The 22,675-nt window shown below is 65.7% G+C and carries 23 protein-coding genes; 11 read left to right on the top strand and 12 right to left on the bottom strand.

The features are described 5' to 3' along the window. Nucleotides 1–73 precede the first annotated feature (73 nt). Both gatA and gatC read right to left on the bottom strand, forming a co-directional pair. Entirely contained in the window at nucleotides 74–1,552 is a 1,479-nt protein-coding gene (gatA, locus tag AC4PRM_RS11900; protein ID WP_492040012.1) for an Asp-tRNA(Asn)/Glu-tRNA(Gln) amidotransferase subunit GatA, read from the bottom strand. A gap of 1 nt (nucleotide 1,553) precedes the next feature. Continuing rightward, nucleotides 1,554–1,841: an Asp-tRNA(Asn)/Glu-tRNA(Gln) amidotransferase subunit GatC gene (gene gatC / locus AC4PRM_RS11895; RefSeq protein ID WP_296167647.1), complete on the bottom strand. Its 288-nt coding sequence runs from the start codon at nucleotides 1,839–1,841 to the stop codon at nucleotides 1,554–1,556. 126 nt (nucleotides 1,842–1,967) lie between these two features. Between gatC and ruvX the strand changes: the two genes are divergently transcribed. The 6 genes from ruvX (at nucleotide 1,968) to dprA (ending at nucleotide 7,107) form a co-directional block, all read left to right on the top strand. Next, entirely contained in the window at nucleotides 1,968–2,435 is a 468-nt protein-coding gene (gene ruvX, locus AC4PRM_RS11890) for a Holliday junction resolvase RuvX (protein ID WP_492040011.1), read from the top strand. A gap of 22 nt (nucleotides 2,436–2,457) precedes the next feature. Continuing rightward, entirely contained in the window at nucleotides 2,458–3,441 is a 984-nt protein-coding gene (locus AC4PRM_RS11885; protein WP_492040010.1) for an aspartate carbamoyltransferase catalytic subunit, read from the top strand. Further along, nucleotides 3,438–4,739, top strand: a complete 1,302-nt coding sequence (gene pyrC, locus AC4PRM_RS11880) for a dihydroorotase (protein ID WP_492040009.1) — start codon at nucleotides 3,438–3,440, stop codon at nucleotides 4,737–4,739. Before AC4PRM_RS11885 ends, pyrC begins: the two co-directional genes overlap by 4 nt. Next, the gene (locus AC4PRM_RS11875) at nucleotides 4,736–5,326 is read left to right on the top strand and encodes a hypothetical protein (protein ID WP_492040008.1); all 591 of its coding nucleotides are present in this window, start codon (nucleotides 4,736–4,738) and stop codon (nucleotides 5,324–5,326) included. Before pyrC ends, AC4PRM_RS11875 begins: the two co-directional genes overlap by 4 nt. A 63-nt stretch (nucleotides 5,327–5,389) precedes the next feature. Continuing rightward, a complete protein-coding gene (plsY, locus tag AC4PRM_RS11870) occupies nucleotides 5,390–6,022 on the top strand; it encodes a glycerol-3-phosphate 1-O-acyltransferase PlsY (RefSeq protein WP_492040007.1) in 633 nt (210 codons plus the stop codon). Further along, nucleotides 6,019–7,107, top strand: a complete 1,089-nt coding sequence (dprA, locus tag AC4PRM_RS11865) for a DNA-processing protein DprA (RefSeq protein WP_492040006.1) — start codon at nucleotides 6,019–6,021, stop codon at nucleotides 7,105–7,107. Before plsY ends, dprA begins: the two co-directional genes overlap by 4 nt. Here dprA and AC4PRM_RS11860 read toward each other — a convergent pair. Further along, a complete protein-coding gene (locus tag AC4PRM_RS11860; protein WP_492040005.1) occupies nucleotides 7,104–7,346 on the bottom strand; it encodes a hypothetical protein in 243 nt (80 codons plus the stop codon). The two genes, dprA and AC4PRM_RS11860, sit on opposite strands and share 4 nt — an antisense overlap. 156 nt (nucleotides 7,347–7,502) lie before the next feature. Between AC4PRM_RS11860 and topA the strand changes: the two genes are divergently transcribed. After that, nucleotides 7,503–10,133: a type I DNA topoisomerase gene (gene topA, locus AC4PRM_RS11855; RefSeq protein WP_492040004.1), complete on the top strand. Its 2,631-nt coding sequence runs from the start codon at nucleotides 7,503–7,505 to the stop codon at nucleotides 10,131–10,133. Between the two features lie 23 nt (nucleotides 10,134–10,156). Here the strand turns inward: topA and AC4PRM_RS11850 are convergent, their stop codons facing one another. The 3 genes from AC4PRM_RS11850 to AC4PRM_RS11840 all read right to left on the bottom strand — a co-directional run bounded on the left by AC4PRM_RS11850 (nucleotide 10,157) and on the right by AC4PRM_RS11840 (nucleotide 12,229). Beyond that, nucleotides 10,157–10,588 carry a J domain-containing protein gene (locus AC4PRM_RS11850; RefSeq protein WP_492040003.1) on the bottom strand — a complete coding sequence of 144 codons (432 nt, stop codon included), beginning with the start codon at nucleotides 10,586–10,588 and terminating at the stop codon, nucleotides 10,157–10,159. A gap of 13 nt (nucleotides 10,589–10,601) precedes the next feature. Continuing rightward, nucleotides 10,602–11,441 carry a division plane positioning ATPase MipZ gene (locus AC4PRM_RS11845; protein WP_492040002.1) on the bottom strand — a complete coding sequence of 280 codons (840 nt, stop codon included), beginning with the start codon at nucleotides 11,439–11,441 and terminating at the stop codon, nucleotides 10,602–10,604. A gap of 128 nt (nucleotides 11,442–11,569) precedes the next feature. Continuing rightward, a complete protein-coding gene (locus AC4PRM_RS11840; protein ID WP_492040001.1) occupies nucleotides 11,570–12,229 on the bottom strand; it encodes an SPOR domain-containing protein in 660 nt (219 codons plus the stop codon). Nucleotides 12,230–12,267: 38 nt separating this feature from the next. Between AC4PRM_RS11840 and panC the strand changes: the two genes are divergently transcribed. Then, on the top strand, nucleotides 12,268–13,143 hold the full coding sequence (gene panC / locus AC4PRM_RS11835) for a pantoate--beta-alanine ligase (RefSeq protein ID WP_492040000.1): 876 nt from the start codon (nucleotides 12,268–12,270) through the stop codon (nucleotides 13,141–13,143). Nucleotides 13,144–13,152: 9 nt separating this feature from the next. Here panC and AC4PRM_RS11830 read toward each other — a convergent pair whose 3' ends face one another. The 6 genes from AC4PRM_RS11830 to AC4PRM_RS11805 all read right to left on the bottom strand — a co-directional run bounded on the left by AC4PRM_RS11830 (nucleotide 13,153) and on the right by AC4PRM_RS11805 (nucleotide 17,785). After that, nucleotides 13,153–14,850, bottom strand: a complete 1,698-nt coding sequence (locus AC4PRM_RS11830; RefSeq protein WP_492039999.1) for a hypothetical protein — start codon at nucleotides 14,848–14,850, stop codon at nucleotides 13,153–13,155. A 55-nt stretch (nucleotides 14,851–14,905) separates the two neighbouring features. Then, the gene (locus AC4PRM_RS11825) at nucleotides 14,906–15,193 is read right to left on the bottom strand and encodes a hypothetical protein (RefSeq protein WP_492039998.1); all 288 of its coding nucleotides are present in this window, start codon (nucleotides 15,191–15,193) and stop codon (nucleotides 14,906–14,908) included. After that, nucleotides 15,190–15,483 (bottom strand): I78 family peptidase inhibitor, encoded by a 294-nt coding sequence (locus AC4PRM_RS11820; RefSeq protein ID WP_492039997.1) that lies wholly within the window; start codon nucleotides 15,481–15,483, stop codon nucleotides 15,190–15,192. The genes AC4PRM_RS11825 and AC4PRM_RS11820 overlap by 4 nt, the downstream gene beginning before the upstream one ends. A gap of 26 nt (nucleotides 15,484–15,509) precedes the next feature. After that, complete coding sequence (locus AC4PRM_RS11815) at nucleotides 15,510–15,746, bottom strand: hypothetical protein (protein ID WP_373257467.1); 237 nt, start codon at nucleotides 15,744–15,746, stop codon at nucleotides 15,510–15,512. A gap of 77 nt (nucleotides 15,747–15,823) precedes the next feature. After that, nucleotides 15,824–16,285 (bottom strand): DNA polymerase III subunit chi, encoded by a 462-nt coding sequence (locus tag AC4PRM_RS11810; protein ID WP_492039996.1) that lies wholly within the window; start codon nucleotides 16,283–16,285, stop codon nucleotides 15,824–15,826. 24 nt (nucleotides 16,286–16,309) lie between these two features. Then, complete coding sequence (locus AC4PRM_RS11805) at nucleotides 16,310–17,785, bottom strand: leucyl aminopeptidase (protein WP_492039995.1); 1,476 nt, start codon at nucleotides 17,783–17,785, stop codon at nucleotides 16,310–16,312. 136 nt (nucleotides 17,786–17,921) lie between these two features. Between AC4PRM_RS11805 and AC4PRM_RS11800 the strand changes: the two genes are divergently transcribed. The 3 genes from AC4PRM_RS11800 to AC4PRM_RS11790 are packed head-to-tail and all read left to right on the top strand — an operon-like array spanning nucleotide 17,922 to nucleotide 22,644. Further along, complete coding sequence (locus AC4PRM_RS11800) at nucleotides 17,922–19,046, top strand: LptF/LptG family permease (protein WP_492039994.1); 1,125 nt, start codon at nucleotides 17,922–17,924, stop codon at nucleotides 19,044–19,046. Then, nucleotides 19,043–20,170 carry an LptF/LptG family permease gene (locus AC4PRM_RS11795; RefSeq protein WP_492039993.1) on the top strand — a complete coding sequence of 376 codons (1,128 nt, stop codon included), beginning with the start codon at nucleotides 19,043–19,045 and terminating at the stop codon, nucleotides 20,168–20,170. The genes AC4PRM_RS11800 and AC4PRM_RS11795 overlap by 4 nt, the downstream gene beginning before the upstream one ends. A gap of 50 nt (nucleotides 20,171–20,220) precedes the next feature. After that, nucleotides 20,221–22,644, top strand: coding sequence for an LPS-assembly protein LptD (locus AC4PRM_RS11790; RefSeq protein ID WP_492039992.1), 2,424 nt, complete (start codon nucleotides 20,221–20,223; stop codon nucleotides 22,642–22,644). Nucleotides 22,645–22,675: the final 31 nt, after the last annotated feature.

Raw genomic sequence — 22,675 nt, 5'->3', positions numbered from 1 at the left:
ACGGCACCCGCTCCAGCGACGCCAAGCAGGCCCAATCCGAGGCTTCCTAAGCCGAGGAGGAACCGAGACGCCTTCACCACCACTTCTCCGGCTTGGCCACAAACCCCGCCGCATCTTCCAGCGCACTCGCCACCTGGAACACCGTCGCCTCGTCAAGCGCCTTGCCGATGACCTGGAGACCCAGCGGCAGGCCGCCGCTGTCCAGACCGGCGGGCACGGAGATGCCCGGCAGGCCCGCCAGGTTGGCGGTCACGGTGAAGATGTCGTTCAGATACATCTGCAGAGGATCGATCTGCTTGTCGCCCAAGGCAAAGGCCGCCGACGGCGTCGATGGGGTGACGATGGCGTCGACCTTGTGCCAGACGTTGTCGAAGTCCTCGGCGATGCGGCGGCGGACCTTCAGCGCGCGGACGTAATAGGCGTCATAAAAGCCGGCCGACAGCACATAGGCCCCGATGGTCAGGCGGCGCTGGACCTCCTTGCCGAAGCCCTCGGCGCGGCTGGTCTCGTACAGGTCCGTCAGGCTGGTCGTGCCCTCGGCGCGGTGGCCGAAGCGCATGCCGTCATAGCGGGCCAGGTTGGACGAGGCCTCGGCCGGGGCGATGATGTAATAGGCCGGCAGGGCATATTTGGTGTGCGGCAGGCTGATCGGCACGATCTCGCAGCCCGCCGCCTTCAGCCAGGCGATGCCCTGGTCCCACAGGGCCTGGATCTCGGCGGGCATGCCGTCGACGACATATTCGGCGGGCACGCCGATGCGCAGCCCCTTGACCGACTTGCCCAGCGACTGGGTCCAGTCGGGCGTTTCAATGTCGAGACTCGTCGCGTCCTTCGGATCGAAGGAGCACATGGAGCGCAGCAGGATGGCGGCGTCCTCGACCGTCTTCGTGATCGGCCCGGCCTGGTCCAGCGAACTGGCGAAGGCCACCATGCCGAAGCGGCTAGCGCGGCCATAGGTGGGCTTGATCCCGACCGTGCCGGTGAAGGCGGCGGGCTGGCGGATCGAGCCGCCGGTGTCGGACGCGGTGGCGGCCAGGCAAAGGTCGCCAGCGACCGCCGAGGCCGAACCGCCGGAAGAGCCACCCGGCGTCAGTTCGGCGTTGGAGGTCTTGGACTTCCACGGATTCTTGACAGGACCGAAGGCCGAGGTCTCGTTGGACGAGCCCATGGCGAACTCGTCCATGTTCAGCTTGCCCAGCATGACCGCGCCGTCGGCCCAGAGGTTGGACGTGACGGTCGATTCATACGGCGGCACAAAGCCGCGCAGCATGTTGGACCCGGCCGTCGTCTGGACGCCCTGGGTGCAGAACAGGTCCTTGATACCCAGAGGCGCGCCTTCCAGCGCCCCGCCCTCGCCCTTGGCCAAGCGTGCGTCGGATGCGCGCGCCATCTCCAGCGCCTTGTCCGTGGTCTGGACCACGAAGGCATTCAGCGTCGGATTGGCGGCGTCGATGTTGGCGACGAAGGCCTTGGTGATTTCCTCGGACGAGAAGTCGCGGGCCTTGAGGCCGTCGAGGGCGGCCTTGAGGGTCAGTTGGGTCAGGTCGGACATTCTATTCGACCACCTTGGGCACGACGAAGAAGCCGTCGGCGGACCGCGGCGCGTTGGACAGAACGGCTTCCACCTTGCCGCCGTCGGTGACGACGTCGTCGCGCAGGCGCATGGGCTGGGCCACATTGGAGGTCATGGGCTCGACGCCGTCGATGTCGACCTCGTCCAGCTGCTCGATCCAGGCCAGGATGCCGTTCAGCTCCTTGGCCAGCGGCTCCAGCCGGTCCTCAGGGGTCTTGATGCGGGCGAGGTGGGCGACTTTGCGCACCGTCGCGGCGTCGATGGCCATGCGGCCCTCCAGAAACAGTTCCAAGCGGGCGGGATTAGCGGCCCCGACTGGATTTCACAAGGATTCAGACGCCGCTACGTCTTTGACAGCGGGGCCGTGTGCGCCTACCGCCGCGCGGTGAGTGAAATGACCCTTCAAGCCCTGTCCGAATCGACGCCTCCGGGAACCGCCTGGCTGGGGCTGGATCTGGGCGAAAAGACCATCGGTGTGGCCGTGTCCGACACCAGCCGCATGATCGCCAGCCCGCTGTCGCTGATCCGCAAGGTCAAGTTCACCCAGGATGCCGAGGCCCTGTTCAAGATCATGAACGGGCGAAGCGTGTCGGGACTGGTCATCGGCCTGCCGCTGAACATGGACGGCACCGAAGGGCCGCGCGCCCAGTCGTGCCGGGCTTTTGCGCGCAATCTGCAGCGGTTGCGGCCCGTGCCCTATGCCTTTCAGGACGAGCGGCTGTCGACCAGTGCGGTGGAGCGGTTCCTGATCGAGGACCTGGATCTGAACCGCAAGCGACGGGCCGATGTCGTGGATCGCACGGCCGCCGCCTGGATATTGCAGGGGGCGCTGGATCGGCTGCGCGCTTCCCCTCTCGCCTGACTGGCCCTATAGCCGGGCCTCGATGAGACAGCCAGACGCCCTCACCGATCTGATTCGCGAACGGCTGATGCCGTTTCCGAAGGCCCATTTCCTCGCCGCCGGCGACCTGAATGCGGCGACCGCCCCTGCCCTGCTGGATCTGGCCGACGCCTTCGTCGATCTGAACCGGTCGAACGCCAAGGGGCTGGACCTGATGCGCGGGCGCACCGTGGTGAACCTGTTCTTCGAAAACTCGACCCGGACCAGCGCCTCGTTCGAGATCGCGGCCAAGCGGCTGGGGGCGGATGTGACGGCGCTGTCGCCCAGGACATCCTCCGTGGCCAAGGGCGAGACCCTGATCGATACGGCGGCGACGCTGAACGCCATGAAGCCGGACGTGCTGGTTGTCCGCCATTCGGCCTCAGGTGCGGCGGATTTGCTCAGCCAGAAGGTCGGCTGTGCGGTCGTCAATGCGGGGGATGGACGGCACGAGCATCCGACGCAGGCGCTGCTTGACCTGCTGAGCCTGCGCCGGGCGTTCGGCGATGTCGGCGGTCTGACGGTCGCCATATGCGGCGACATCGCCCATAGCCGGGTGGCGAGGTCGAACGTGGCCCTGCTGTCCATGATGGGGGCGCGAGTGCGGCTGATCGGGCCGCCGACGCTGGTGCCGGGCGATGCCGACCGCTGGGGCTGCGAGGTGTTTCACGACATGAAGGACGGCCTGCAAGGCTGCGACGTCGTGATGATGCTGCGTCTTCAGCTGGAGCGGATGGAGGGCGCGCTGGTGCCCTCGACCCGCGAGTATTTCCGCTTCTGGGGCTTGGACCGCGAGAAGCTGGCCTGGGCCAAGCCGGGGGCGAAGGTCATGCATCCGGGGCCGATGAACCGGGGCGTGGAGATCGATTCCGACGTCGCTGACGACCTGTCGGTGTCCTTGATCCAGGATCAGGTCGAGATGGGCGTGGCGGCGCGAATGGCAGTGCTCGCGGCCTTGTCGGTGCGGCTGGATGGAGCGGCAACATGACCGCCGTATCATCCACGACACTTGCGATCTTGAACGCCCGCCTGATCGATCCGGCCTCAGACTATGACGGGCCCGGTGCGGTGCTGGTCGAGGACGGACGGATCGCCGAGGTTATCCGGGGTACCCACGCGGTCGCCCCTGCAGGCATCAGGGTGATCGACGCCGACGGCCGCTGCCTGACTCCCGGCCTGATCGACATCCGGGTCAAGACCGGCGAGCCGGGCGCCGAGCCCAAGGAGACGCTGAAGTCCGCGGCCCAGTCGGCGGCGGCGGGCGGCGTCACAACCATCGTGATCCAGCCAGACACCGACCCGGCCATCGACGACCCGGCCATGATCGACTTCATCCAACGGCGCGGAGCTGCCTTGGGGCTGGTGAACGTGCGGGCAGCGGGGGCAGCCACCCGGACCTGCGACGGCCAGCGCATGGCCGAGATCGGTCTGATGGACGAAGCCGGCGCGCTGTACTTTACCGACGTCGACCGCGTGATCTCCAACACCCGCACCCTGCAGCGGGTCATGAGCTACGCCGCCACCTTCAATGCCCTGATCTCCTGCCGCCCGGCCGATCCCTGGCTGTCGGAGGGTACCGTGGCGACCAGTGGCGAACTGGCCACCCGGCTGGGCCTGTCGTCGGTGCCCGCCATCGCCGAACGCATCCAACTGGAGCGTGATCTGGCCCTGGTCGAACAGACCGGCGCACGTTTCCTGATTGACCAGATTTCGACCGAGGGCGCGCTGGAAACCCTGGCCCGCGCGCGCGCCAAGGGGCTGGAGATCGCCGCCTCGGTGTCGGTCAACCACCTCTGCTTCAACGAGATCGACATCGGCGACTACCGTACCTTCTACCGGCTGGACCCGCCCCTGCGCAGCGAGGCCGACCGACAGGCCCTGATTGAGGCCGTGCGCGAAGGCCTGATCGACGTCATCACATCCGCCCACGCTCCTGCCCCAGCCGAGGACAAGCGCCGTCCCTTCAGCGAGGCGACGCCTGGAGCCATCGGCCTGGAAACCCTGCTGCCCGCCGCACTGACCCTGCACCATGAGGCCGGACTGGACCTGCTGGACGTGCTGCGTCCATTGACCACCGGCCCGGCCAGCCTGCTGGGCCTCGAAGCAGGACGCTTGGCCGAGGGCACGCCCGCCGACCTCATCCTGTTCGATGCCAACGCTCCCGTCGTGATCGACGCCGCCACGCTGAAATCCAAGTCCAAGAACTCGCCGTTCGACGGCCGCCGCCTGCAAGGCAAGGTCTTGCTCACCATCGTCGGTGGCCGCATCGTCCACAGCGAAGAATGAAGTCTGTTTCCAGGACAGCGTGGTGGTTAGTCGGCATCTGGTTTGCCTTAGCCGCACTGACATTGCTGGCCAGCGATTGGCTGACGGAGGTCAATATCTTTCTCGCCATTGTCGCTGTCCCACTCGTGGGTCTTGGCGGATTGGTTGTAATGGCTGCGCTTGCCTTTTCGGGTGAGGGAAAGGCCGTGGGCGCACTGATCGTCGCAGCGCTCGTTCTCGTGCTGCTGCCCCTTCCCAGTTGGGGCGGTCGCCTGTGGTTCTTCATCAGTTTCAACCAGCACCGCCAGGCCTATGATGCCGTAGTGGCCGAGGCCGACAGACTGCCCAGAGATGGGACCCGGCATGGCGTTTCTTATCGCATCGAACCCGGGCCGCCGATCAGGGTCGCTTTTCCTCAGCCCGTAGGCATCGCAGACAACTGGGGTGCAGTTATTCACGCCCCTTCGGACGGCGTGGCCACGGCAAAAGGCTGGGGCGAGACAAATGGTGACTACACCATTCGCCCGGATTTGCAGGAACTGTGGGGTGGCGACATCGTGAGCTGTTCGCGAATCACCGGCCACTACTATCGCTGCTGGTTCACCTGAGACATGGCGTGATAAACACGCTCAAGCTGTTCGAGGAATAACGTGATCGAACCCACCGCATCTATGCTCAAGACATTCGCCCTGATGGCGGTCGGCGGCTATCTGCTCGGCTCCATCCCGTTCGGCGTGATCCTGACGCGGCTGGGCGGCGCGGGCGACGTACGCAGCATCGGCTCCGGCAACATCGGCGCGACCAATGTGCTGAGGACCGGGCGCAAGGACCTGGCCATCGCCACCCTGTTGCTGGATGCGGGCAAGGGGGCGGCGGCTCTTCTGCTGGCCAAGGCTCTGATGGGCGGCGCCAGTCCGAATGCCGAAATCGCGGGTGCGGTGGCGGGTGGTGCGGCCTTTCTGGGCCACCTGTTTCCCGTCTGGCTTAAGTTCAAGGGTGGCAAGGGGGTGGCGACTTTCTTTGGCCTGATGCTGGCGGCCTGGTGGCCGCTCGGTTTGGCGGCGGCAGTGATCTGGCTGCTGACGGCGGCCTTGCTGAGGATGTCATCGCTAGCGGCGCTGGTCGCTTCGGCAGCGACGCCTCTGGTCGGGCTGATGCCTATAGCCGTCCTGAACCTGCCCGCACCCCAGCCGATCATTGTGCTGGCGGCATTTACCGCCGTGCTGATCTGGGTGAGGCACCACGAGAATATCGCTCGCCTCTTGAAGGGCGTGGAACCGCGCATCGGGGCCAAGTCGGCGTGAGCACAGGCCTGGGCGAGGCCGAGCGTTTCGCGCGGGTCCGTCTGGCCCGCACGGACAAGGTTGGGCCCGTCACCTTTCGCCAGTTGCTGGACCGGTTCGGCAGCGCGGGGCGCGCGGTCGAGGCCCTGCCCGACCTGATCCGCAAGGGCGGCGGCACAGGTCATACCCTGCCCACGGTCGCCTCCATCGAGGCCGAACTGGCGGCAGGCGAGCGGATCGGCGCACGGCTGATCGTGCTGGGCGAGGCCGACTATCCCGAAATGCTGGCCGCCCTGGACCCGCCGCCGCCACTGCTTTGGACGCGGGGCGATGTCGGGCTGATGGCCCGGCCCTGCATCGGCATCGTTGGCGCACGCATCGCCTCGGCCGGTGGACAACGAATTGCGCGGGGTCTGGCCCAGCAACTGGGTCAGGCGGGCCATGTCGTCGTGTCGGGGCTGGCCCGCGGCATCGACGGGGCGGCCCATGCCGGCGCGCTGGAAACTGGCACGGTCGCGGTGCTCGGTGGCGGTGTCGACGACATCTATCCGCCGGACAATGCCGACCTGTACGCGCAGATCGTGGAGCGCGGCTGCATCGTGTCCGAAAGCCCGGTCGGTGCGCGAGCCCAGGCGCGGGACTTCCCCCGCCGCAACCGCATCATCTCGGGCCTGTCGCGCGGGGTGATCGTTGTGGAGGCGGAAATCCGCTCCGGCTCGCTGATCACCGCGCGTCTGGCCGGCGAACAGGGGCGCGATGTCTTCGCTGTGCCGGGCTCGCCGCTGGACCCGCGCTCTAGGGGGCCGAACGAGTTGCTACGTCAGGGGGCCATCCTGTGCGAAGGGCTGGAGGACGTGGAGCGGGCCTTCAACACCCTGCGGACCCTGCGCGAACCGGACCATACCAACCCGTTTGACGGCGCACCCTACGATCTGGACGACGCCCTGATCGAACAGGTTGCTGGTCTTCTGTCACCAACGCCTACGCCGCGCGACGAGCTGGCGCGGGCCCTGGGTGTGTCGATCGGCACGGTCGCGGCCGCCCTGCTGGAGCTCAGCCTGTCCGGACGTGCAACACTGCTGGCTGGAGGCTTGGTATCGCGTTAGCTGGCTCGCTTTCGACGCGGTGCCGGATCACGCACCGGTTCGGTCACCTTGGGCACACCCGCCATCCGAGCCGCTGCTTCCAGAGCCTCGGCCAGTATGGGGTCGCCATCCCACAAAGCCATCTGGGCCAGTTCCATCGACATGGCGCGCACATACTCGCGGACGGGATAGTCCTTGAGATCGACGACAGGTTCGGTCCTGATTTTCGAAGGGCTGGACAGGAAAGGTTCGGCTCGCATTGATCGGTATCCTTGCTAGACAGGGTTCCATCACCACACAACCACTACGTGCGTAGGTCATACGCCGCAATCGTAAATAAGCTCCTTCATCTGGATGATTGACAGCGAGCCTCGCGCCAACCACGTTCCCGGCCCTCTGAAAGGCCCCCTCCCCGCATGAACCTTGTCGTCGTCGAGAGCCCCGCTAAGGCCAAGACCATCAATAAATACCTGGGTCCGGACTACACCGTCCTGGCCTCCTACGGTCACGTCCGCGACCTGCCGTCCAAGGATGGCTCGGTCCTGCCGGATGATGATTTCGCCATGTCGTGGGAGATTGACGCCAAAGCCTCCAAGCGCCTGAGCGAGATCGCCGAGGTCGCCAAACGCTCCGATCGCGTCATCCTGGCCACCGACCCCGACCGCGAGGGTGAGGCGATCAGCTGGCATGTGCTGGAGATCCTGACCAAGAAGAAGGTGCTGAAGGACACGCACGTCGAGCGGGTCACCTTCAACGCCATCACCAAGTCGGCCGTGCTTGAGGCCATGGCGGCCCCGCGCCAGATCGACATGGAGCTGGTCGAGGCCTATCTGGCCCGCCGCGCGCTGGACTATCTGGTCGGGTTCAACCTCTCGCCTGTGCTGTGGCGCAAGCTCCCGGGCGCGCGCTCGGCGGGTCGTGTGCAGTCGGTCGCCCTTCGCATCGTCGTCGATCGCGAGATGGAGATCGAAAAGTTCAAGGCCCAGGAATACTGGTCCGTCGAGGCCGACCTGAACGCCGACAGCCCGCCCTTCACCGCCCGCTTGGTCAAACATGCCGGCAAGCGGGTGCAGCGTCTGGACATCGTGTCCAAAGCCATGGCGACGGCGGCGCGCGACGCGATCAACGCCGGGACCTTCACCATCAACTCGGTGGAAAAGAAGCCGGTCAAGCGCGCGCCCAGCCCACCCTTCATGACCTCGACCCTGCAGCAGGAGGCCTCGCGCAAGCTGGGCTTCACCGCCCAACGCACCATGCAGGCGGCGCAGAAGCTGTATGAAGGCGTCGACGATCAGGGCGGCCTGATCACCTATATGCGGACCGACGGCCTGTCGGTCAGTCCCGAAGGCATTGCCCAGGCCCGCGAGGTCATCGGCGACCGCTTTGGTCCCGCCTATGTCCCGGAACAACCGCGATACTACAAGACCAAGGCCAAGAACGCCCAGGAAGCGCACGAGGCCATCCGCCCGACCAATATGGCGCGTGCGCCAGAAACACTGCGTCTCGATGGCGACCTGCAGAAGCTGTACGAACTGATCTGGAAGCGGACGATCGCCAGCCAGATGGAGTCTGCCCGTCTGGACCGCACGACGGTCGAGATCGAGGAGCCGTCGGGCCAGACCGCCCTGCGCGCCACGGGCCAGGTCGTGGCCTTCGACGGCTTCATGGCCGTGTACGAAGAGGGCCGCGACGACAAGCCCAAGGACGGAGCCGATGACGAGGACGACACCACCCGCCTGCCCGCGCTGAAGGAAGGCGCAGTCGCGAAGGTCGATGCCATCCGTACCGACCAGCATTTCACCGAACCGCCCCCGCGCTATTCGGAAGCGACCCTGGTCAAGAAGCTGGAAGAGCTGGGGATCGGTCGTCCGTCCACCTATGCGTCCATCCTGACGACCCTGCGCGACCGCGAATACGTCCGGACCGACAAGAACCGCTTCTATCCAGAGGACAAGGGACGGCTGGTCACGGCCTTCCTGGAACAGTTCTTCGCCAAATGGGTCGAGTACGACTTCACTGCGGCGCTTGAGACCCGTCTGGACGAGGTATCGGCGGGCGACCTCAACTGGAAGGTGCTGCTGCGAGAGTTCTGGACGGACTTCCATGCGGCGACCAGCGCGGCGGGCGAACTGCGGACCACCGCCATCCTTGATGCGCTGAACGAATCCCTGGGGCCGCACATCTTCCCGCAGAAGGAAGATGGGTCCGATCCGCGTGAATGCCCGCTGTGCCATCAGGGTCAACTAAGCCTGAAGACCAGCCGGTTCGGGGCTTTCGTGGGCTGTTCGCGCTATCCCGACTGCAAATTCACCCGGCCCGTCGCGTCGCCGGATGCGGCAGACGGCGGCGCTGAGGGTGGCGACCGCGAACTGGGCATCGACCCGGCGACGGGTCAGCCGGTGCAGCTGAAGATCGGACGTTTCGGGCCCTATGTGGAAACCACACCGCCCGGTGAGGAGAAGCCGAAACGGTCATCCTTGCCCAAGGGCTGGTCGCCCGCATCCCTGGACCTGGATCAGGCCCTGCGCCTGCTGGCCTTGCCGCGCGAAGTCGGGGCACACCCAGAGGACGGCAAGATGATCACCGCCGGGCTGGGCCGCTATGGCCCGTTCGTGCTGCACGCCGGCACCTATGCCAATGTGGCGGACATCGACGAAGTCTTCGAGGTCGGGCTGAACCGCGCGGTCGTCCTGCTGGCCGAGAAGCGGGCGGGCAAGTTCGCCGGGCGTGGTGCCGCAGCCGCTCCGCTGAAGGACCTGGGCGCGCACCCGGAAACGGGCGAGCCGATCCACGTCATGGCCGGTCGCTTCGGCCCCTATGTGAAGTCGGGCAAGATCAATGCGACCCTGCCCAAGGGAACGGCACCCGAAGACCTGACGCTGGAAGAGGCCCTGCCCCTGCTGGCGGCACGCGCGGCGGCGGCCCCGGCCAAGGGCAAGAAGGCTCCAGCCAAGAAGGCAGCCCCAAAGAAGGCGGCAGCGAAGAAGCCTGCGGCCAAGAAACCGGCGGCAAAGAAGAAAGCCACCGTGAAGAAGGCCGAAAGCTGATCCTTCTTCCCTCGGGGAGAAGGCTATTTCCCGAGCAGCCGATCCCTCGCCGCATTCAGCCGTGACGCCAGCCCCTCCGTGCCGCCCTGATCCGGATGAGCCCGGCCCATCAGGCGCTTCCAGGCGGCGTTGACCTGGGCGGGGGTGGCATCGGCTGCGACTCCCAGCAGGGAGCGCGCCTCGGCATCGGTCATCGCCTCGCCGGGGGAAGGCAGAGGCCGGTGGCGTGAGGCGAACGTCAGCCACAGTCCTGCGCCGATCAGGCCGACGGCGGGCAGCCAGGCGCTACGAAAGGCCAGCAGGACGCCACAGCCGATCATGACCGCCGCGAACAGCGTCGCCGCGACCCGCCAGTGGGCCCGGCCCCGACGACCGCTGTCGCGTTCGGTCTGACGACCCAGCCGGATCAGGGCCCAGACGGCGACGGCCGCCAGGGCCAGCCAGGCCAGGTTCATGCCTGCACTTCGATCATGCCGCCGCGTCGAGCGGGGTCGACAGGGAGGCGTCTTCCAGCCCCAGGGCCTGCATCAGGTTGCGCATCTCCTGACGCGCCGCGACATGGGCCAGCGATACGGCGACGGGCCGGATGTCGTTGTTCAGGTCCGCAACTGTCAGGCCAAACGGGAACAGTTCGCGATAGATGACGCGGTCGCGCAGGCCCGGTCCCATGCGGAAACCGACACGCTTGGACAGCTTCTGCATCCGCTCTTCCAGACGGCGACGGTTGCGGGCCTCGGCCACGGCCAGTCGATTGGCGACCACGATCCAGTCGATGGTGGCGTTGCGACCGCGTGTGATCGCCCTCTGCTTGCGCGCTTCCCAGACGCTCTCGGAATAGATCGATGGCTTGATCAGATCCATCGTGCCGGGATCGACCTGACCCAGCAGGTCGAAGTCGACGAAACTGTCATTCATCGGTGTGACGATCTGGTCCGCCAGGCCGTGCGCCAGCCGCGACAGGACGGTGTCCCCGCCGGGCGTGTCGATCAGGATGACGTCGGAGTTGGTCTGCGCCTCGGCGAAGGCGGCTTGGAACGTCGCGGTCTGCGCTGCCTCGTCGGCGCGGGCCAGGGCCTTGCCGTCGCCCAGATCGGGCTCCGTCGGCATCGGCAGAGGCTGCTGGTTGGCAGCGGACCAGGCGGCACGATTGGCGAAGAAGTGCGACAGCGACCGCTGGCGCAGGTCCAGATCCATGATGGCCACCCGCTTGCCCGCATGCAGCAGACCGGTGACGATGTGGATGGCCAGGGTGGACTTGCCGGCCCCGCCCTTTTCATTGCCGACGACGATGACTGTGGGATCCGACATGGATGCGCTTGCCTTCATGCGACCGCCGACTCACACGCGCGGTCAATGACGGACAAGGTCGCGCCGGGCGCAGCGGACGTCAACGAGACCTTAACGGCATAACTGTGGATGCCCGCGACAAGCCGGGTCTAAGTGGCGCGATGGCACCAGGGGTCGTCGATCCCCGCGGCCGCACAGACTGCGGGTGCCCCGGCCGGCGGGGTCTGGACCTTGAGCCGCACCAGACGGCGACCGTTCACTTCTACCGCCTCATAAACCGGCGTCAGCCCTTCCAGCGCCCAGGCGGCACTGCCTGACTTCAGGCGCGCCCAAGCAGCGCGAGCGGCGTCTTCGCTGGCATAGGCCCCGAGCTGGACCAGTCCGGAAGAGGGCCGCATGACCGTTTCCAGCGGCACGTCCTGCGCGTGAATGGCCGGTCGAAGTGTGACGACATCTGCGGCGTCTTCTGCCTGCCGGACGACCGCGCGCGACACGACCGGCTTGACGCTGTCGGCCACGCCATCGACGACAGAGTCGGTCGCCGAGGCGACGCCATCCCGCGCATCCCAGAAGTCGTGCACGTCCATGACGTCGACCTTCAGCGCGGGACGCAGGCCGCTTTCACTCGAGGCGTGTCGAGCGGAGGGTTCTGACCGGGCCTCATGTCGCACCTGACCATCCAGTGGAATATCCGCCACCTGCTGGGCCATCGTCTCGAAGCGGTGCGGGTCCTCGACGGCACCGCAGCCGGCGCTCCCCGCGATGGCGAGCAGGACCAGCACTGGACGGACGCAAGCGACGAAGGTCATAAGGCACACCCTGCCACAGCGATTTTGAAAGCGGGTTAATGGACCAGCCGACAGCCCCTGCCCTGCCGCTCGTCACGACGGTCGCCGATCTGCGCGAGACCGTCGGTGCCTGGAAGAAGCACGGCCTGACCGTCGGCTTCGTCCCGACCATGGGCGCGCTGCACGACGGCCATCTGACCCTGGTGCGCGAAGCCGGTCAGCAGGCCGACCGTGTGGTGGCCAGTGTCTTCGTCAATCCGACCCAGTTCGCGGCGCATGAAGATCTGGGTTCCTATCCGCGTCAGGAAGCGCGCGACGCGGAACTGCTGGCCAGCGCCGGATGCCACCTGATGTTCGCCCCGACGACGGACGAGATGTATCCCGAGGGGTTCTCCACCGGCGTGAGTGTGGGTGGGCCGTCAGAGGGTCTGGAGACCGACTTCCGCCCACACTTCTTCGGCGGGGTCGCCGTGGTGGTGGCCAAGCTGCTGAACCAGGTCCAAGCCGATGTCGCCGTGTTCGGCGAGAAGGACTATCAGCAGCTGATGGTCGTGCGGCGCATGGTGCACGACCTCGACATCCCCACTCGCATCGTCGGCGCCCCGACCCAGCGCGACGGCTATGGCCTGGCCCTGTCATCGCGCAACGCCTACCTTTCCGCTGACGAGATCGAGGTGGCCCGGCGACTGAACGGCATTCTGGCACTGGCCTCAGCCGATGCTTCGGCGGGCGGTTCGCTCGCGGAGATCGAGGCCCAGGCTGCCCGATCTCTGCTGGAGGCCGGATTTGCCATGGTGGACTATGTCGCCATCCGCCAGGCCGACAGTCTGGCGACCTTCGACGGTGATCGGGTCGATCGGCCGGGGCGCATTCTCGCCGCCGCCTGGTTGGGCAAGACGCGCCTGATCGACAATATGGCGGTGCCGACGGGCTGAACCAGCGCGCTAGGCGAGGCTGAGGTTCATCTCCCCGCCAATCCATTCCACCCGCGACTGACGCCGCGCGTCATCCGCCGCAGCTTCATTGCCCAGAGCCGCCTCAGCCTGCGCCAGAACGAAATAGCTGTAGGGGTCGCTGGGCCAGTCTTTCAGCAGTTCCAGAACCTTGGCCCGCGCTGCGGCGGCGTCGCCCTTTGTCAGCAGGGCGGCGGCCAGGCTGCGGCGGATCGGGTACCAGATGATAGGCGGGTCCCCACCCTCTTCGCCCATGCCCTGGATCTCGGCAGCGCGAGCGAACGCGGTGACAGCGGCATCGGCATCACCCGACAGCATGGCCGCGCGGCCCTCCAGGATGCGCTGGCTGATCTCGACGAACCCGGCCCGCATCTCGACCATGGGCCCGGTCGCAAAGGACGGGTGGTCACGCAGGGCGGCGATGGCTTCAGCCTCGGCACGGACGGCCGCGGCATCACCAGCCCGCGCAGCAGCCTCGCCACGCGCATAGTGCCAGCTGATCTGCATCATCGGCAGGCTGTCGGCCGGCTTCTTCAGGGCCGCGACCTGCTCGGCCGAACCGTAGCGGCCATACAGGGCATAGGCATTGTTCGACATGGCCTGGCGCCACAGATTGTCGGGCGACACCTCCGGATAGGTGGTCAGGAATCCTTCGGCCAGCCTCAGCCCCTCCTCGGCCCCGCCGGCCATCAGCGCCCCGCCCATGCCGAAATGCAGGTTGTGCCCATGCAGCGGCATGCCGACGACCCCGCCCGGAGGCGCCGCCAGCTGATTGTATCGCTTGTCGAGCGCCACAGCGTTGACGTTGGACATCATCGCGTCCTTGTAGCGCCCCACGCGATAGAAGGTGTGCGACGGCATGTGCACCAGATGGCTGGCCGACGGAGCCAGGCGCGCCAGCCGCTCGCCATAGGGTATGGCCTTGTGCGGATCGTCCGACCATTCGGTCAGATGGATATACAGGTGGATGGTGCCGGGATCGTCCGGGGCCTTGGCCAGCGACGTCTCCAGAATGCTCATGGCGCGGGTGATCGCCGGATCTGCGGCCTTGCCGTCGTCATCCCACCATTTCTCGGCCTTCAGCATCCAGGCGTCGGCTGTCAGGGCGGCCAGGGTCACATCGTTCGGATGGCGCTGGGCGATCCGATCCATTCGGGTGGCATAGCGTTCGGCACGCGTGGCCTCGCGCCCCGAATAGCGCTGGATCAGGGCGTCGATCATCTGGCGCTGCATCGGCGTGGCGCGGCGGCCCAGACGACGGGCGTCGCGCGCGGCTTTCAGCGCCGTGGCCTGGCTGTCAGGATCATTGCCGCCGCCGTTCAGATTGGGCCCTAGCGCCCAGGCCTCGCCCCAGGCGCACATGGCGCAGCTCGAATCCAGCAACCTGGCCTTGCGGAAGGCCCGCACCGATTCCGAATGCTCGAACGCCCAGCGCAGCCGGATGCCGTGATTGAACCAGGCCTGGGCTTCGGGATGGGTCGTGTCGATCAGGAAGCCGCCATCGCCGAATCCATCCACCATGACCATGTCGGCGACCGGCGTGCCGGCATCAGCCTCTCGAGCAGGACCACAAACTGTTGGGCTCTCGATCAAATCGCGCACAGCTCGGTCCGCCGTCGCGTCCGCCACCGCCGCCGGGGCGCATAGGATGCTGCCCAGGCAGACGCCTGCCAGTAGTATCGTGCGCATGATCGTCCCTCCTGCCCGGCCTGCATCATGGACCGGGACAGGCGTCAGGCCAAGATCAGCCGCAGTCGACAGCCTTGATGATGCCCGTGGCCTGATCGAAACGGACGTTCAGGCGGTCGGGCCGCAGGTCGCGGGTCGTGGGACAGGTTGTGCAGACGACCCGGACATTGGCATCGGCCGCAAAGCTGACGGCACCGACATGACTGCCGATCAGGGATCGGGCACCGGCCGCGTCGCAGCGCTGTAGCGTGTCCGGTTCAACTCCGGCAGATGGCACGGATCCGACCGGTGCACAGGCTGAGGCAAGCATCGTCACCAGACCGGCCAGACCGAGCGCCCTCATCCGCATTTGACGTCCCGGATCACGCCCGTCGCTTCTTCGTAGACAATGTTCAGGCGCGTCGGGTTGTAGTCCATCGTCACCGGGCATGTGGTGCAGGTCACGCGCCATGTCTCGTTGGCAGGCTTGGCGGGCAGGTCCGAGCGGTTGCGACCGACGAACCGCTGATACTGGTCGGCCTTGCACTGGGTCGGGCCATCGGCAGGCGGCATGGGCGTGGTGGTATCCTGCATCGGTGCGCAGGCAGCGGCCATCAGGCCGGTGGCGGCGAGAACGACAGTCAAGGTCTTCATCGGCTTGGTCTCCCTAGGGTTCAGGCTTATCCGCAGCGGACCTGTTCGACGATCTCGGTGCGTTCGTTGAAGAAGATATTCAGGCGATAGGGGGAATAGTCCTCGGTGATCGCGCAGGTGGTGCAGGCGACCCGGCGATTGACGACCTGAACCGGCACGGGGATTTCTGTCTTCGGCTTGCCGACCAGCCATTGCAGTTCGCCGGCCTTGCACAGGTCTGCGGCGGGGTCCTGAGGCACCCGGCTGCCGACCGGCTGGTTCATCTGGGCCTGCTCGACAGTGCGAGGCGCGACGGCGTCGGAGGTCGGTGTGGAACAGGCCGCCAGACCGGCCAGCGCGATCAGGCTGCCTTTTCCCAGCGCCCTTCGGGTGACTGTTTCCAGTAAGCCAGGACTGCTCCGGCGTCCTTCAGCATCTTCCACCGCACGCGTGCCCCCGCCAACGCTGCGTCGTCCCGACCGTCGAAAATAATGAAGCATCGCTCCAGACCCTCCGTTTCGCCCAAGTCTGAGCCGTCCACGATGAACAGCGCCTGAGCGCCGTTTGGGTTCTCTGATGATTCGGTCAGCAGTATGGGCTGACGCGCCGCCTCGGGCTGTTCCGCACGCCCGTGCGCCAGAAAGCTGTCGTCGCGATAGGTCCACAAGCGGGCATCGATGTCGTCAAGCACAAGGCTGTCCGAGGCACGAACAAGCGCCTTCCAGCCCCGTTCGCGCGTCTTTTCCAGCAGGCCCGGCAGGACGTCATCCAGCGTGGATCGCTCCAGATGGTAGAACCAGATTTCCGGCTTGGCGTCAGACACCCGGCTCTACCTTCCGAAACGTGATCAACCTTCGTAGGAGTCCGCCACCATGCGGTCCAGGGTGCGAACGCCCCAGCCGACCGCGCCGTCCGGAATGGTCGGATTGCGGCTGTCCTTGACCCAGGCGACCGGGGCAATGTCGATGTGAGCCCAGGGCGTACCGTTGGTGAAGCGCTGCAGGAACAGGGCGGCGGTGATCGAGCCACCGGCACGACCGTTTCCGGTGTTCTTCACATCGGCAATGGGGGTGTCGATGTGGCGCTCGTAGAAGGCCGGGATCGGCATGCGCCAGGCGTTCTCGCCGACCTTGGGCGCGGCGGCCAGGAAGTTGTCGGCCAGCTCGTCGGAGTTGGAGAACACCCCGGCGTACTCCAGACCCAGGGCCACGATCATGGCTCCCGTCAGAGTGGCCAAGTCCAGCATGAATTTCGGCTTGAACCGCTCCTGCGTGTACCAGAGGCAGTCGGCCAGGACGAGGCGACCCTCGGCGTCGGTATTCAACACCTCGACGGTTTGTCCGGACAGCGATTCCACGACGTCGCCCGGACGCTGCGCATTGCCGTCCGGCATGTTTTCGACCAGGCCGATGACGCCCACGGCATTGACCTTGGCCTTGCGCCCGGCCAGCGCGTGCATGAGGCCGGTCACGGCGGCCGAGCCGCCCATGTCCCACTTCATCTCTTCCATGCCGTCGGCCGGCTTCAGGCTGATGCCCCCAGTGTCGAAGGTGACGCCCTTGCCGACGAAGGCGATGGGCTGGTCGCCCTTGGCACCGCCGTTCCACTTCATGATGGCGACCTGGCTTTCACGGCGGCTGCCCTGGCCGACGGCCAGCAGTGTGCGGAAGCCCAGCTTCTCGAGCTCCTTCTCGCCCAGGATCTCGACCTCGAGGCCCAGCTTTTCCAGGCCCTTGACGCGTTTGGCGAACTCGACCGGATAAAGGACGTTGGCGGGCTCGGCGACCAGATCGCGCGCGAACTCAATGGCGTCGGCGATCGGCGACAGAGCGTCATAAGCGGCCTGGGCAGCGGCGACATCGGCAGTCACGACCCGGATCGTCTCGATCGACGGCGTCTTGGCGGGCTTGAGCGTCGTGCGATATTTCAGGAAGCGATAGGCGGCCAGCCGGGCGGCAAAGGCCGCGCGGCCAGCCTGGGCGGCGGACAGATAAAAGGCGTCGATCGTTAGTGAGGTCGCGCCCGACAATTTGACCGCATGATACGCGGCCCCCGCAGCGGCTTCCAGCGCCAGATCGTCGAACTTGTCGGCGTCTCCAGCCCCGGTCAGCACGATCGTCGAGGCGTCAACGCCCGCGGGCGCGGCGACAATAAGGGTGCTGTTGGAAGCGCCAGTAAACCGGCTGTGGGTCATGGCCTTGGTCAGGCCACCGCTGGTGGCCGTGTCCAGATGGGTCCCCATCCCGACAAAGGCGCGGCCTTCATGAACCAGAACAGCCAGGACCTCTGCGGCCTCGGCCGATGCGACGAACTCGATCTTCATTTACAGCTCCCGCCGGGTGGTAGGTCCCGGTCTGGTGACATATGGGATAGGACGCCGCCGGTTTCACCGTGGCATCGGGGTGTGTATTAGATGCGCTCCCTAGCCGCCACCCGCAACCGGGCGATTTCCACCGTTCATGACGCTGATCCAGAGATATCTCTTTCGCCAGATTGGCCGTCCGGTGGCAGCGGCATGCGCAGCTCTGGCCGGCATCGGGATTCTGAGCCAGAGTCTGGACCAGCTGGAGATCATCGTCGAGCGCGGTCAGAGCGTCTGGGTCATGATCAAGCTGACCCTGCTGGCCGTTCCGCAACTGCTGGCCGTCATCCTGCCGATCGGGCTGTTTGTGGGAGCCCTGATCGCCCTGACCCGGCTGCAACGCGAGCAAGAGCTGACGGCAGTGTTTGCCTCGGGCGTGACGCGCTGGGCTGCGATCCGCCCGGCAGTCCGTCTGGCCGTTATCGTGGCTGCGCTGACGCTGGCGATCACGACAGTGGCCCAGCCGTGGGCTCAGCGCACGGCGCGCGCGGAAGCCTTTGCAATTCGCTCCGACATCGCCGCCCTGCTCGTCGAGGAAGGCCAGTTCGTCGAGGGACCGGATGGGCTGACCGTCTATGTCCAGCAGATCGAACAGAATGGTCTGTTGAAGAACCTGTTTATCTACCTGCCCGGTGGCGATGAGGTGACCACCTGGGACGCTGCCGAGGCTCGGTTCGAGCGAATCGACGGCGCGCCGATGCTGACCATGCTGAATGGATCGACGACGCGGTATTCCAGTCGCGGCGTGCTGACCTACGGCTCATTCGACCGAAACGTTTTCGACCTGTCGCCTTATATCGATACGACAGAGCGGCCCCGGTTCAAGCCGGCGGATCTGTATTTGACCCAGTTGTTCGACCCATCACCCCAGGACGTTGACACCGTTGGCTCTCGTGGGGAGTTGGCGGCAGAGGGGCATTCGCGGCTGTCGGCCCCCCTCTATGCCCTCATGGCCATGGCCATGGCCCTCGCCGCCATCATGGGCGGTCAGTTCAGTCGTACGGGTTACTCCCTGCGCATTGCGAAGGCCGCCGCCGCCTTCCTCGTCGTGCGGGTCGTCGGCTATGGTATCGTGGCCGGCAGCGCCTGGAACAGCTGGTTGAACGTCCTTCAATATGTGCTGCCCATCGTCGCAACGGCCGTCGCGCTGCGGCTGCTGTTCAGGGCGCTCAAGCCGCGCCGCCGTCGCGTTCGCGCAGCACTGAAGGCACAGACCGCATGAGCAGCGCCGCACTGACTGCCCCTTTTTTCCGCCTTGGTCGCATCGAGCGCTATGTCCTGATCCAGCAAGCCCGGTCCCTGGCCGTCGCCCTTGGGGTGATCAGTGCTTTGATCATGCTGATCGACTTCGTGGAAATATCACGGGGTGTGGGGTCGGACGTCGACCTTTCGGGGCCGCGCATATTGGGACTGATGCTGCTGAAGTCCCCGCAGGTGATTGTGCAACTGCTGCCCTTCGTCTTCCTGTTCGGCACCCTGGCGGCGTATGTCGGCCTCAACCGACGCAGCGAATTGATCGCCATGAGAGCGGCCGGCCTGTCGGCCTGGCGGTTCGTTCTGCCGGCGGCGGGTGCGGCTTTTCTGTTTGGCATCGTGACCGTCACGGTCCTCGGCCCGATGTCGGCATCGGCGGACGGTATGTTTCAGCGCGAGAGATCGCGCCTGTCCGGCTCGGTCGCGGGAGCAGACACAAATCAGGCCATCTGGATTCGAGAGGGCGACGACACGCGGCAAATGGTCATCCGTGCCGCACGTCAGGACCGGGCAAACGCACGCCTGCTGGATGTGACATTCTTCATCTACACCGCCGATGCCGACGGTCTGCGTCAGTTCTCCGAGCGGATCGACGCCCGGTCGGCTGCGCTTGCGGCGGGACGCTGGCGACTGACCGATGCATTGGGCGCACAAGCGGGCCAACGCGCAGTGCGTTATGCTACCCTGGACCTGCCCTCCAGCCTGGCCGACGACGAGGCGTTCGAGCGGTTTGCGCGGCCGCAATCCACTCCCTTCTGGTCCCTGCCCGCACAGATTTCGCGGATCGAAGCGGCGGGGTTCTCCTCCACGGCCTATCAACTCAGGCTAGACCAGCTGTTGGCGACGCCCCTGATGTTCGCGGCCATGTCGATCCTGGCGGCGGCGTTTTCGCTCAGACTTATGCGGCTGGGCGATCTGGCCAAGATGAGCACGGCGGCGGTGGTGCTGGGGTTCGGCTTCTTCTTCGTCAATCAGGCGGCTTCGGCTTTTGGTTCCGCAGAGGTCATCCCCCCTTGGCTGGCAGCCTGGCTGCCGCCCTTGATGACGGCGCTCGCGGCCTTCACCTTGCTGTTCTATACCGAAGACGGCTAAGCGAACTCTCCGTCTCCTGCCCCTTTTTTCGTCTATCCAGAGTATCTCGCATGCAGCGTGAGCGTCGCGCACCCGAAATGGCTGGATTGCGCCTTCGGCTGATGGCTGGCGCGGCCGCGCTGGCGTTGTGCGCTCTGGGCCTGCCGGCCATGGCACAGGAGGCACCGCCGGCACCGTCCCAGCCCGGTCCGGACGGCCTGATTGATGGCGCGGCCTATATCGACGCTGATGCCGTGACGCGGGAAGGCGATGTCGTCTCGGCGCTGGGAACTCTGGATCGCCGCGCCTTGGGCCGTTTTAGCGGGACCACCCTGCGCGCTCGACAGTTCAACTATGACCTTGGTCTTGGCGTCGCATCTGCCGACGGCAATGTCGAGCTGACGGATGACGAAGGCAACACAGTCTACGCCAGCTATCTGGAGACGGATTCGGACCTGAGGGCAGGCATCGCCGTCGATTTCGCCACACGGTTCTCGACCGGTGCCAGCCTGATGGCCGCAACGGCAGTCAGACGTAGCGAAAACGTCAATCAGCTCAACTACGCGATTTTCACGCCTTGCCCGATCTGCGATGCCGACGGCAATCCGCAGGAACCCAGCATTTCGATCCAGGCCGAAACCGTGGTTCAGGACGAGGAACTGCGAGCGGTCCTGTACCGAAACGCGGTGTTCCGCGTCGGTGGGGTGCCGGTTTTCTACCTGCCCTATTTCGCCCACCCCGATCCCACCATCGATCGCGCTTCGGGTTTCCTGGTGCCGACGCCCAGCTACGACGAAGGTCGGGGCCTGAGCCTGGAAGTGCCATATCTGCATGTCGTATCCCCGTCAGAAGACTGGCTGATCAGCCCCCAGCTCAACACGCGGGTCGCTCCATTTCTGAACCTGCAATGGCGCCGCCGATTTGCGGACGGGACGGTCGTGGTGCGCGGCGGCGGTACCTATGAGCGCAGCTTCGGCGACTTCGATCTGGACGGCGACGGCGATGCCGAAAGCAACGTCAGCATTGGCGACCGCACGGCCCGCAGCTATCTGCTGGCGCAAGGGCGTTTTGACCCGGCCGGACCGTGGCGCTGGGGCTTCACCGCTGAGCGAACGTCCGACAAGACGCTGTTTGACCGCTATGACATCAGCGACCCTTATCAGGACAACGGCCTGTACTATGGCGACCAACGTCGCCTGATCAGCCAGATTTATCTGGAGCATCAGACCCCGCGCTCATATGTCTCCGTAGCCGCCTTCACGCTTCAAAGCCTGCGCGTCGCACAGTTCGATCCCGTAACGCCTGCACTCAACGTCTTCGAGACAGATGGATCATTGCCCGTCGTGGCACCGCTGATCGAGGCGCGCTGGGAGCCAGAGGGGCCCGTCTTCGGCGGTCGGTTGCGCCTTAAGGGATCGGCTGTATCCCTTTACCGCGAAGACTATGTGGGCGGCCCGGTACTGAGGCCGGAAATCATCCCCGCAGGTTCGACACTGGGCCTGCCCGGCATCGACAGTCGCCGGGTTACCGGACAGCTTGAGTGGCGCCGGACCCTTATTTCTCCGATTGGCGTCCGCTGGGAACCGTTCGTCGATCTGCGCACAGATCTTTATTCGGTCAGCAACCTGCCGCCCATGATGGGAGTGGAAGAGGAGGCCATCAGCCGCACCAGGGCCACTGCCGGTGTCGATATCAGCTATCCCCTTATCCGGCAGATGGGACCGGGTGCGGACCTGATTCTCGAGCCGATGGCACAGCTTTCGATCTCGAACAGCGTCGACCTGGACCCGCGCGTGCCAATCGAAGACAGCCAGGCTGTCGAGTTGGATGAGAGCTCGCTGTTCCGTATCGACCGCTTCCCCGGCTACGATCTGTATGAAGGCGGCATCCGCTTCACCGCCGGGGCCAAGGCCACGTTGCGATGGGACAATGGGCGTCAGGCCAGTCTGTTCGTCGGCCGCAGTTTCCGTGACGCCCAGGAAGACGCCTATCTGGTCCCCCTGCCCGACGATCCGGCGAACCTTTACGACCCCTCGGGTCTCGGGGCAGAGACGTCCGACTGGGTGGTTCAGGGCAGCTTCTCTCCATCCGATCGCATCCGCGGCTGGGGCCATGCCACCATCGACTCCGCCGGGGAAATACGCAGGGCAGAAGCTGCGCTGGACGGCCGGTGGGGACGCAGGAACCTTGCCAGCGTCAGCTACATCATCGACCGCTCCAATCCGTTGGAAGGTCCGAACAATCGCAACTACGAATTCGTCCAGTTGACCGGGCAACAGTTCGTCTATGGGAACTGGGGTGTTGCCGTCACCGGCATCGCCGATCTCGAGCGAGACATCATCACCCGCTCCGAAGTGGGCATGTTGTTCGATGACGACTGCTTCCGCTTTGAACTGGGGTGGCGCCGCGACAACACACGTGTCCGACCAACTGGCCCGTCGGAGGGTGTCTATGTACGCCTAAACCTCGCCACTTTCGGCGGTACAGGGTATTGATCAAGCGAATGGCGCTGACCGCCGCGCGACT

This window comes from Brevundimonas sp. DW-iso22, assembly GCF_058725425.1.
This window is presented reverse-complemented; position numbering and strand designations above follow the sequence as displayed.

Excerpts from the sequence above, each read along its gene's own strand:
- gatA (WP_492040012.1), bottom strand. The coding sequence starts at position 1,552 with ATGTCCGACCTGACCCAACTGACCCTCAAGGCCGCCCTCGACGGCCTC.
- gatC (WP_296167647.1), bottom strand. The coding sequence starts at position 1,841 with ATGGCCATCGACGCCGCGACGGTGCGCAAAGTCGCCCACCTCGCCCGC.
- ruvX (WP_492040011.1), top strand. The coding sequence starts at position 1,968 with ATGACCCTTCAAGCCCTGTCCGAATCGACGCCTCCGGGAACCGCCTGG.
- AC4PRM_RS11885 (WP_492040010.1), top strand. The coding sequence starts at position 2,458 with ATGAGACAGCCAGACGCCCTCACCGATCTGATTCGCGAACGGCTGATG.
- pyrC (WP_492040009.1), top strand. The coding sequence starts at position 3,438 with ATGACCGCCGTATCATCCACGACACTTGCGATCTTGAACGCCCGCCTG.
- AC4PRM_RS11875 (WP_492040008.1), top strand. The coding sequence starts at position 4,736 with ATGAAGTCTGTTTCCAGGACAGCGTGGTGGTTAGTCGGCATCTGGTTT.
- plsY (WP_492040007.1), top strand. The coding sequence starts at position 5,390 with ATGCTCAAGACATTCGCCCTGATGGCGGTCGGCGGCTATCTGCTCGGC.
- AC4PRM_RS11860 (WP_492040005.1), bottom strand. The coding sequence starts at position 7,346 with ATGCGAGCCGAACCTTTCCTGTCCAGCCCTTCGAAAATCAGGACCGAA.
- topA (WP_492040004.1), top strand. The coding sequence starts at position 7,503 with ATGAACCTTGTCGTCGTCGAGAGCCCCGCTAAGGCCAAGACCATCAAT.
- AC4PRM_RS11850 (WP_492040003.1), bottom strand. The coding sequence starts at position 10,588 with ATGAACCTGGCCTGGCTGGCCCTGGCGGCCGTCGCCGTCTGGGCCCTG.
- AC4PRM_RS11845 (WP_492040002.1), bottom strand. The coding sequence starts at position 11,441 with ATGTCGGATCCCACAGTCATCGTCGTCGGCAATGAAAAGGGCGGGGCC.
- AC4PRM_RS11840 (WP_492040001.1), bottom strand. The coding sequence starts at position 12,229 with ATGACCTTCGTCGCTTGCGTCCGTCCAGTGCTGGTCCTGCTCGCCATC.
- panC (WP_492040000.1), top strand. The coding sequence starts at position 12,268 with ATGGACCAGCCGACAGCCCCTGCCCTGCCGCTCGTCACGACGGTCGCC.
- AC4PRM_RS11830 (WP_492039999.1), bottom strand. The coding sequence starts at position 14,850 with ATGCGCACGATACTACTGGCAGGCGTCTGCCTGGGCAGCATCCTATGC.
- AC4PRM_RS11825 (WP_492039998.1), bottom strand. The coding sequence starts at position 15,193 with ATGAGGGCGCTCGGTCTGGCCGGTCTGGTGACGATGCTTGCCTCAGCC.
- AC4PRM_RS11820 (WP_492039997.1), bottom strand. The coding sequence starts at position 15,483 with ATGAAGACCTTGACTGTCGTTCTCGCCGCCACCGGCCTGATGGCCGCT.
- AC4PRM_RS11815 (WP_373257467.1), bottom strand. The coding sequence starts at position 15,746 with ATGAACCAGCCGGTCGGCAGCCGGGTGCCTCAGGACCCCGCCGCAGAC.
- AC4PRM_RS11805 (WP_492039995.1), bottom strand. The coding sequence starts at position 17,785 with ATGAAGATCGAGTTCGTCGCATCGGCCGAGGCCGCAGAGGTCCTGGCT.
- AC4PRM_RS11800 (WP_492039994.1), top strand. The coding sequence starts at position 17,922 with ATGACGCTGATCCAGAGATATCTCTTTCGCCAGATTGGCCGTCCGGTG.
- AC4PRM_RS11795 (WP_492039993.1), top strand. The coding sequence starts at position 19,043 with ATGAGCAGCGCCGCACTGACTGCCCCTTTTTTCCGCCTTGGTCGCATC.
- AC4PRM_RS11790 (WP_492039992.1), top strand. The coding sequence starts at position 20,221 with ATGCAGCGTGAGCGTCGCGCACCCGAAATGGCTGGATTGCGCCTTCGG.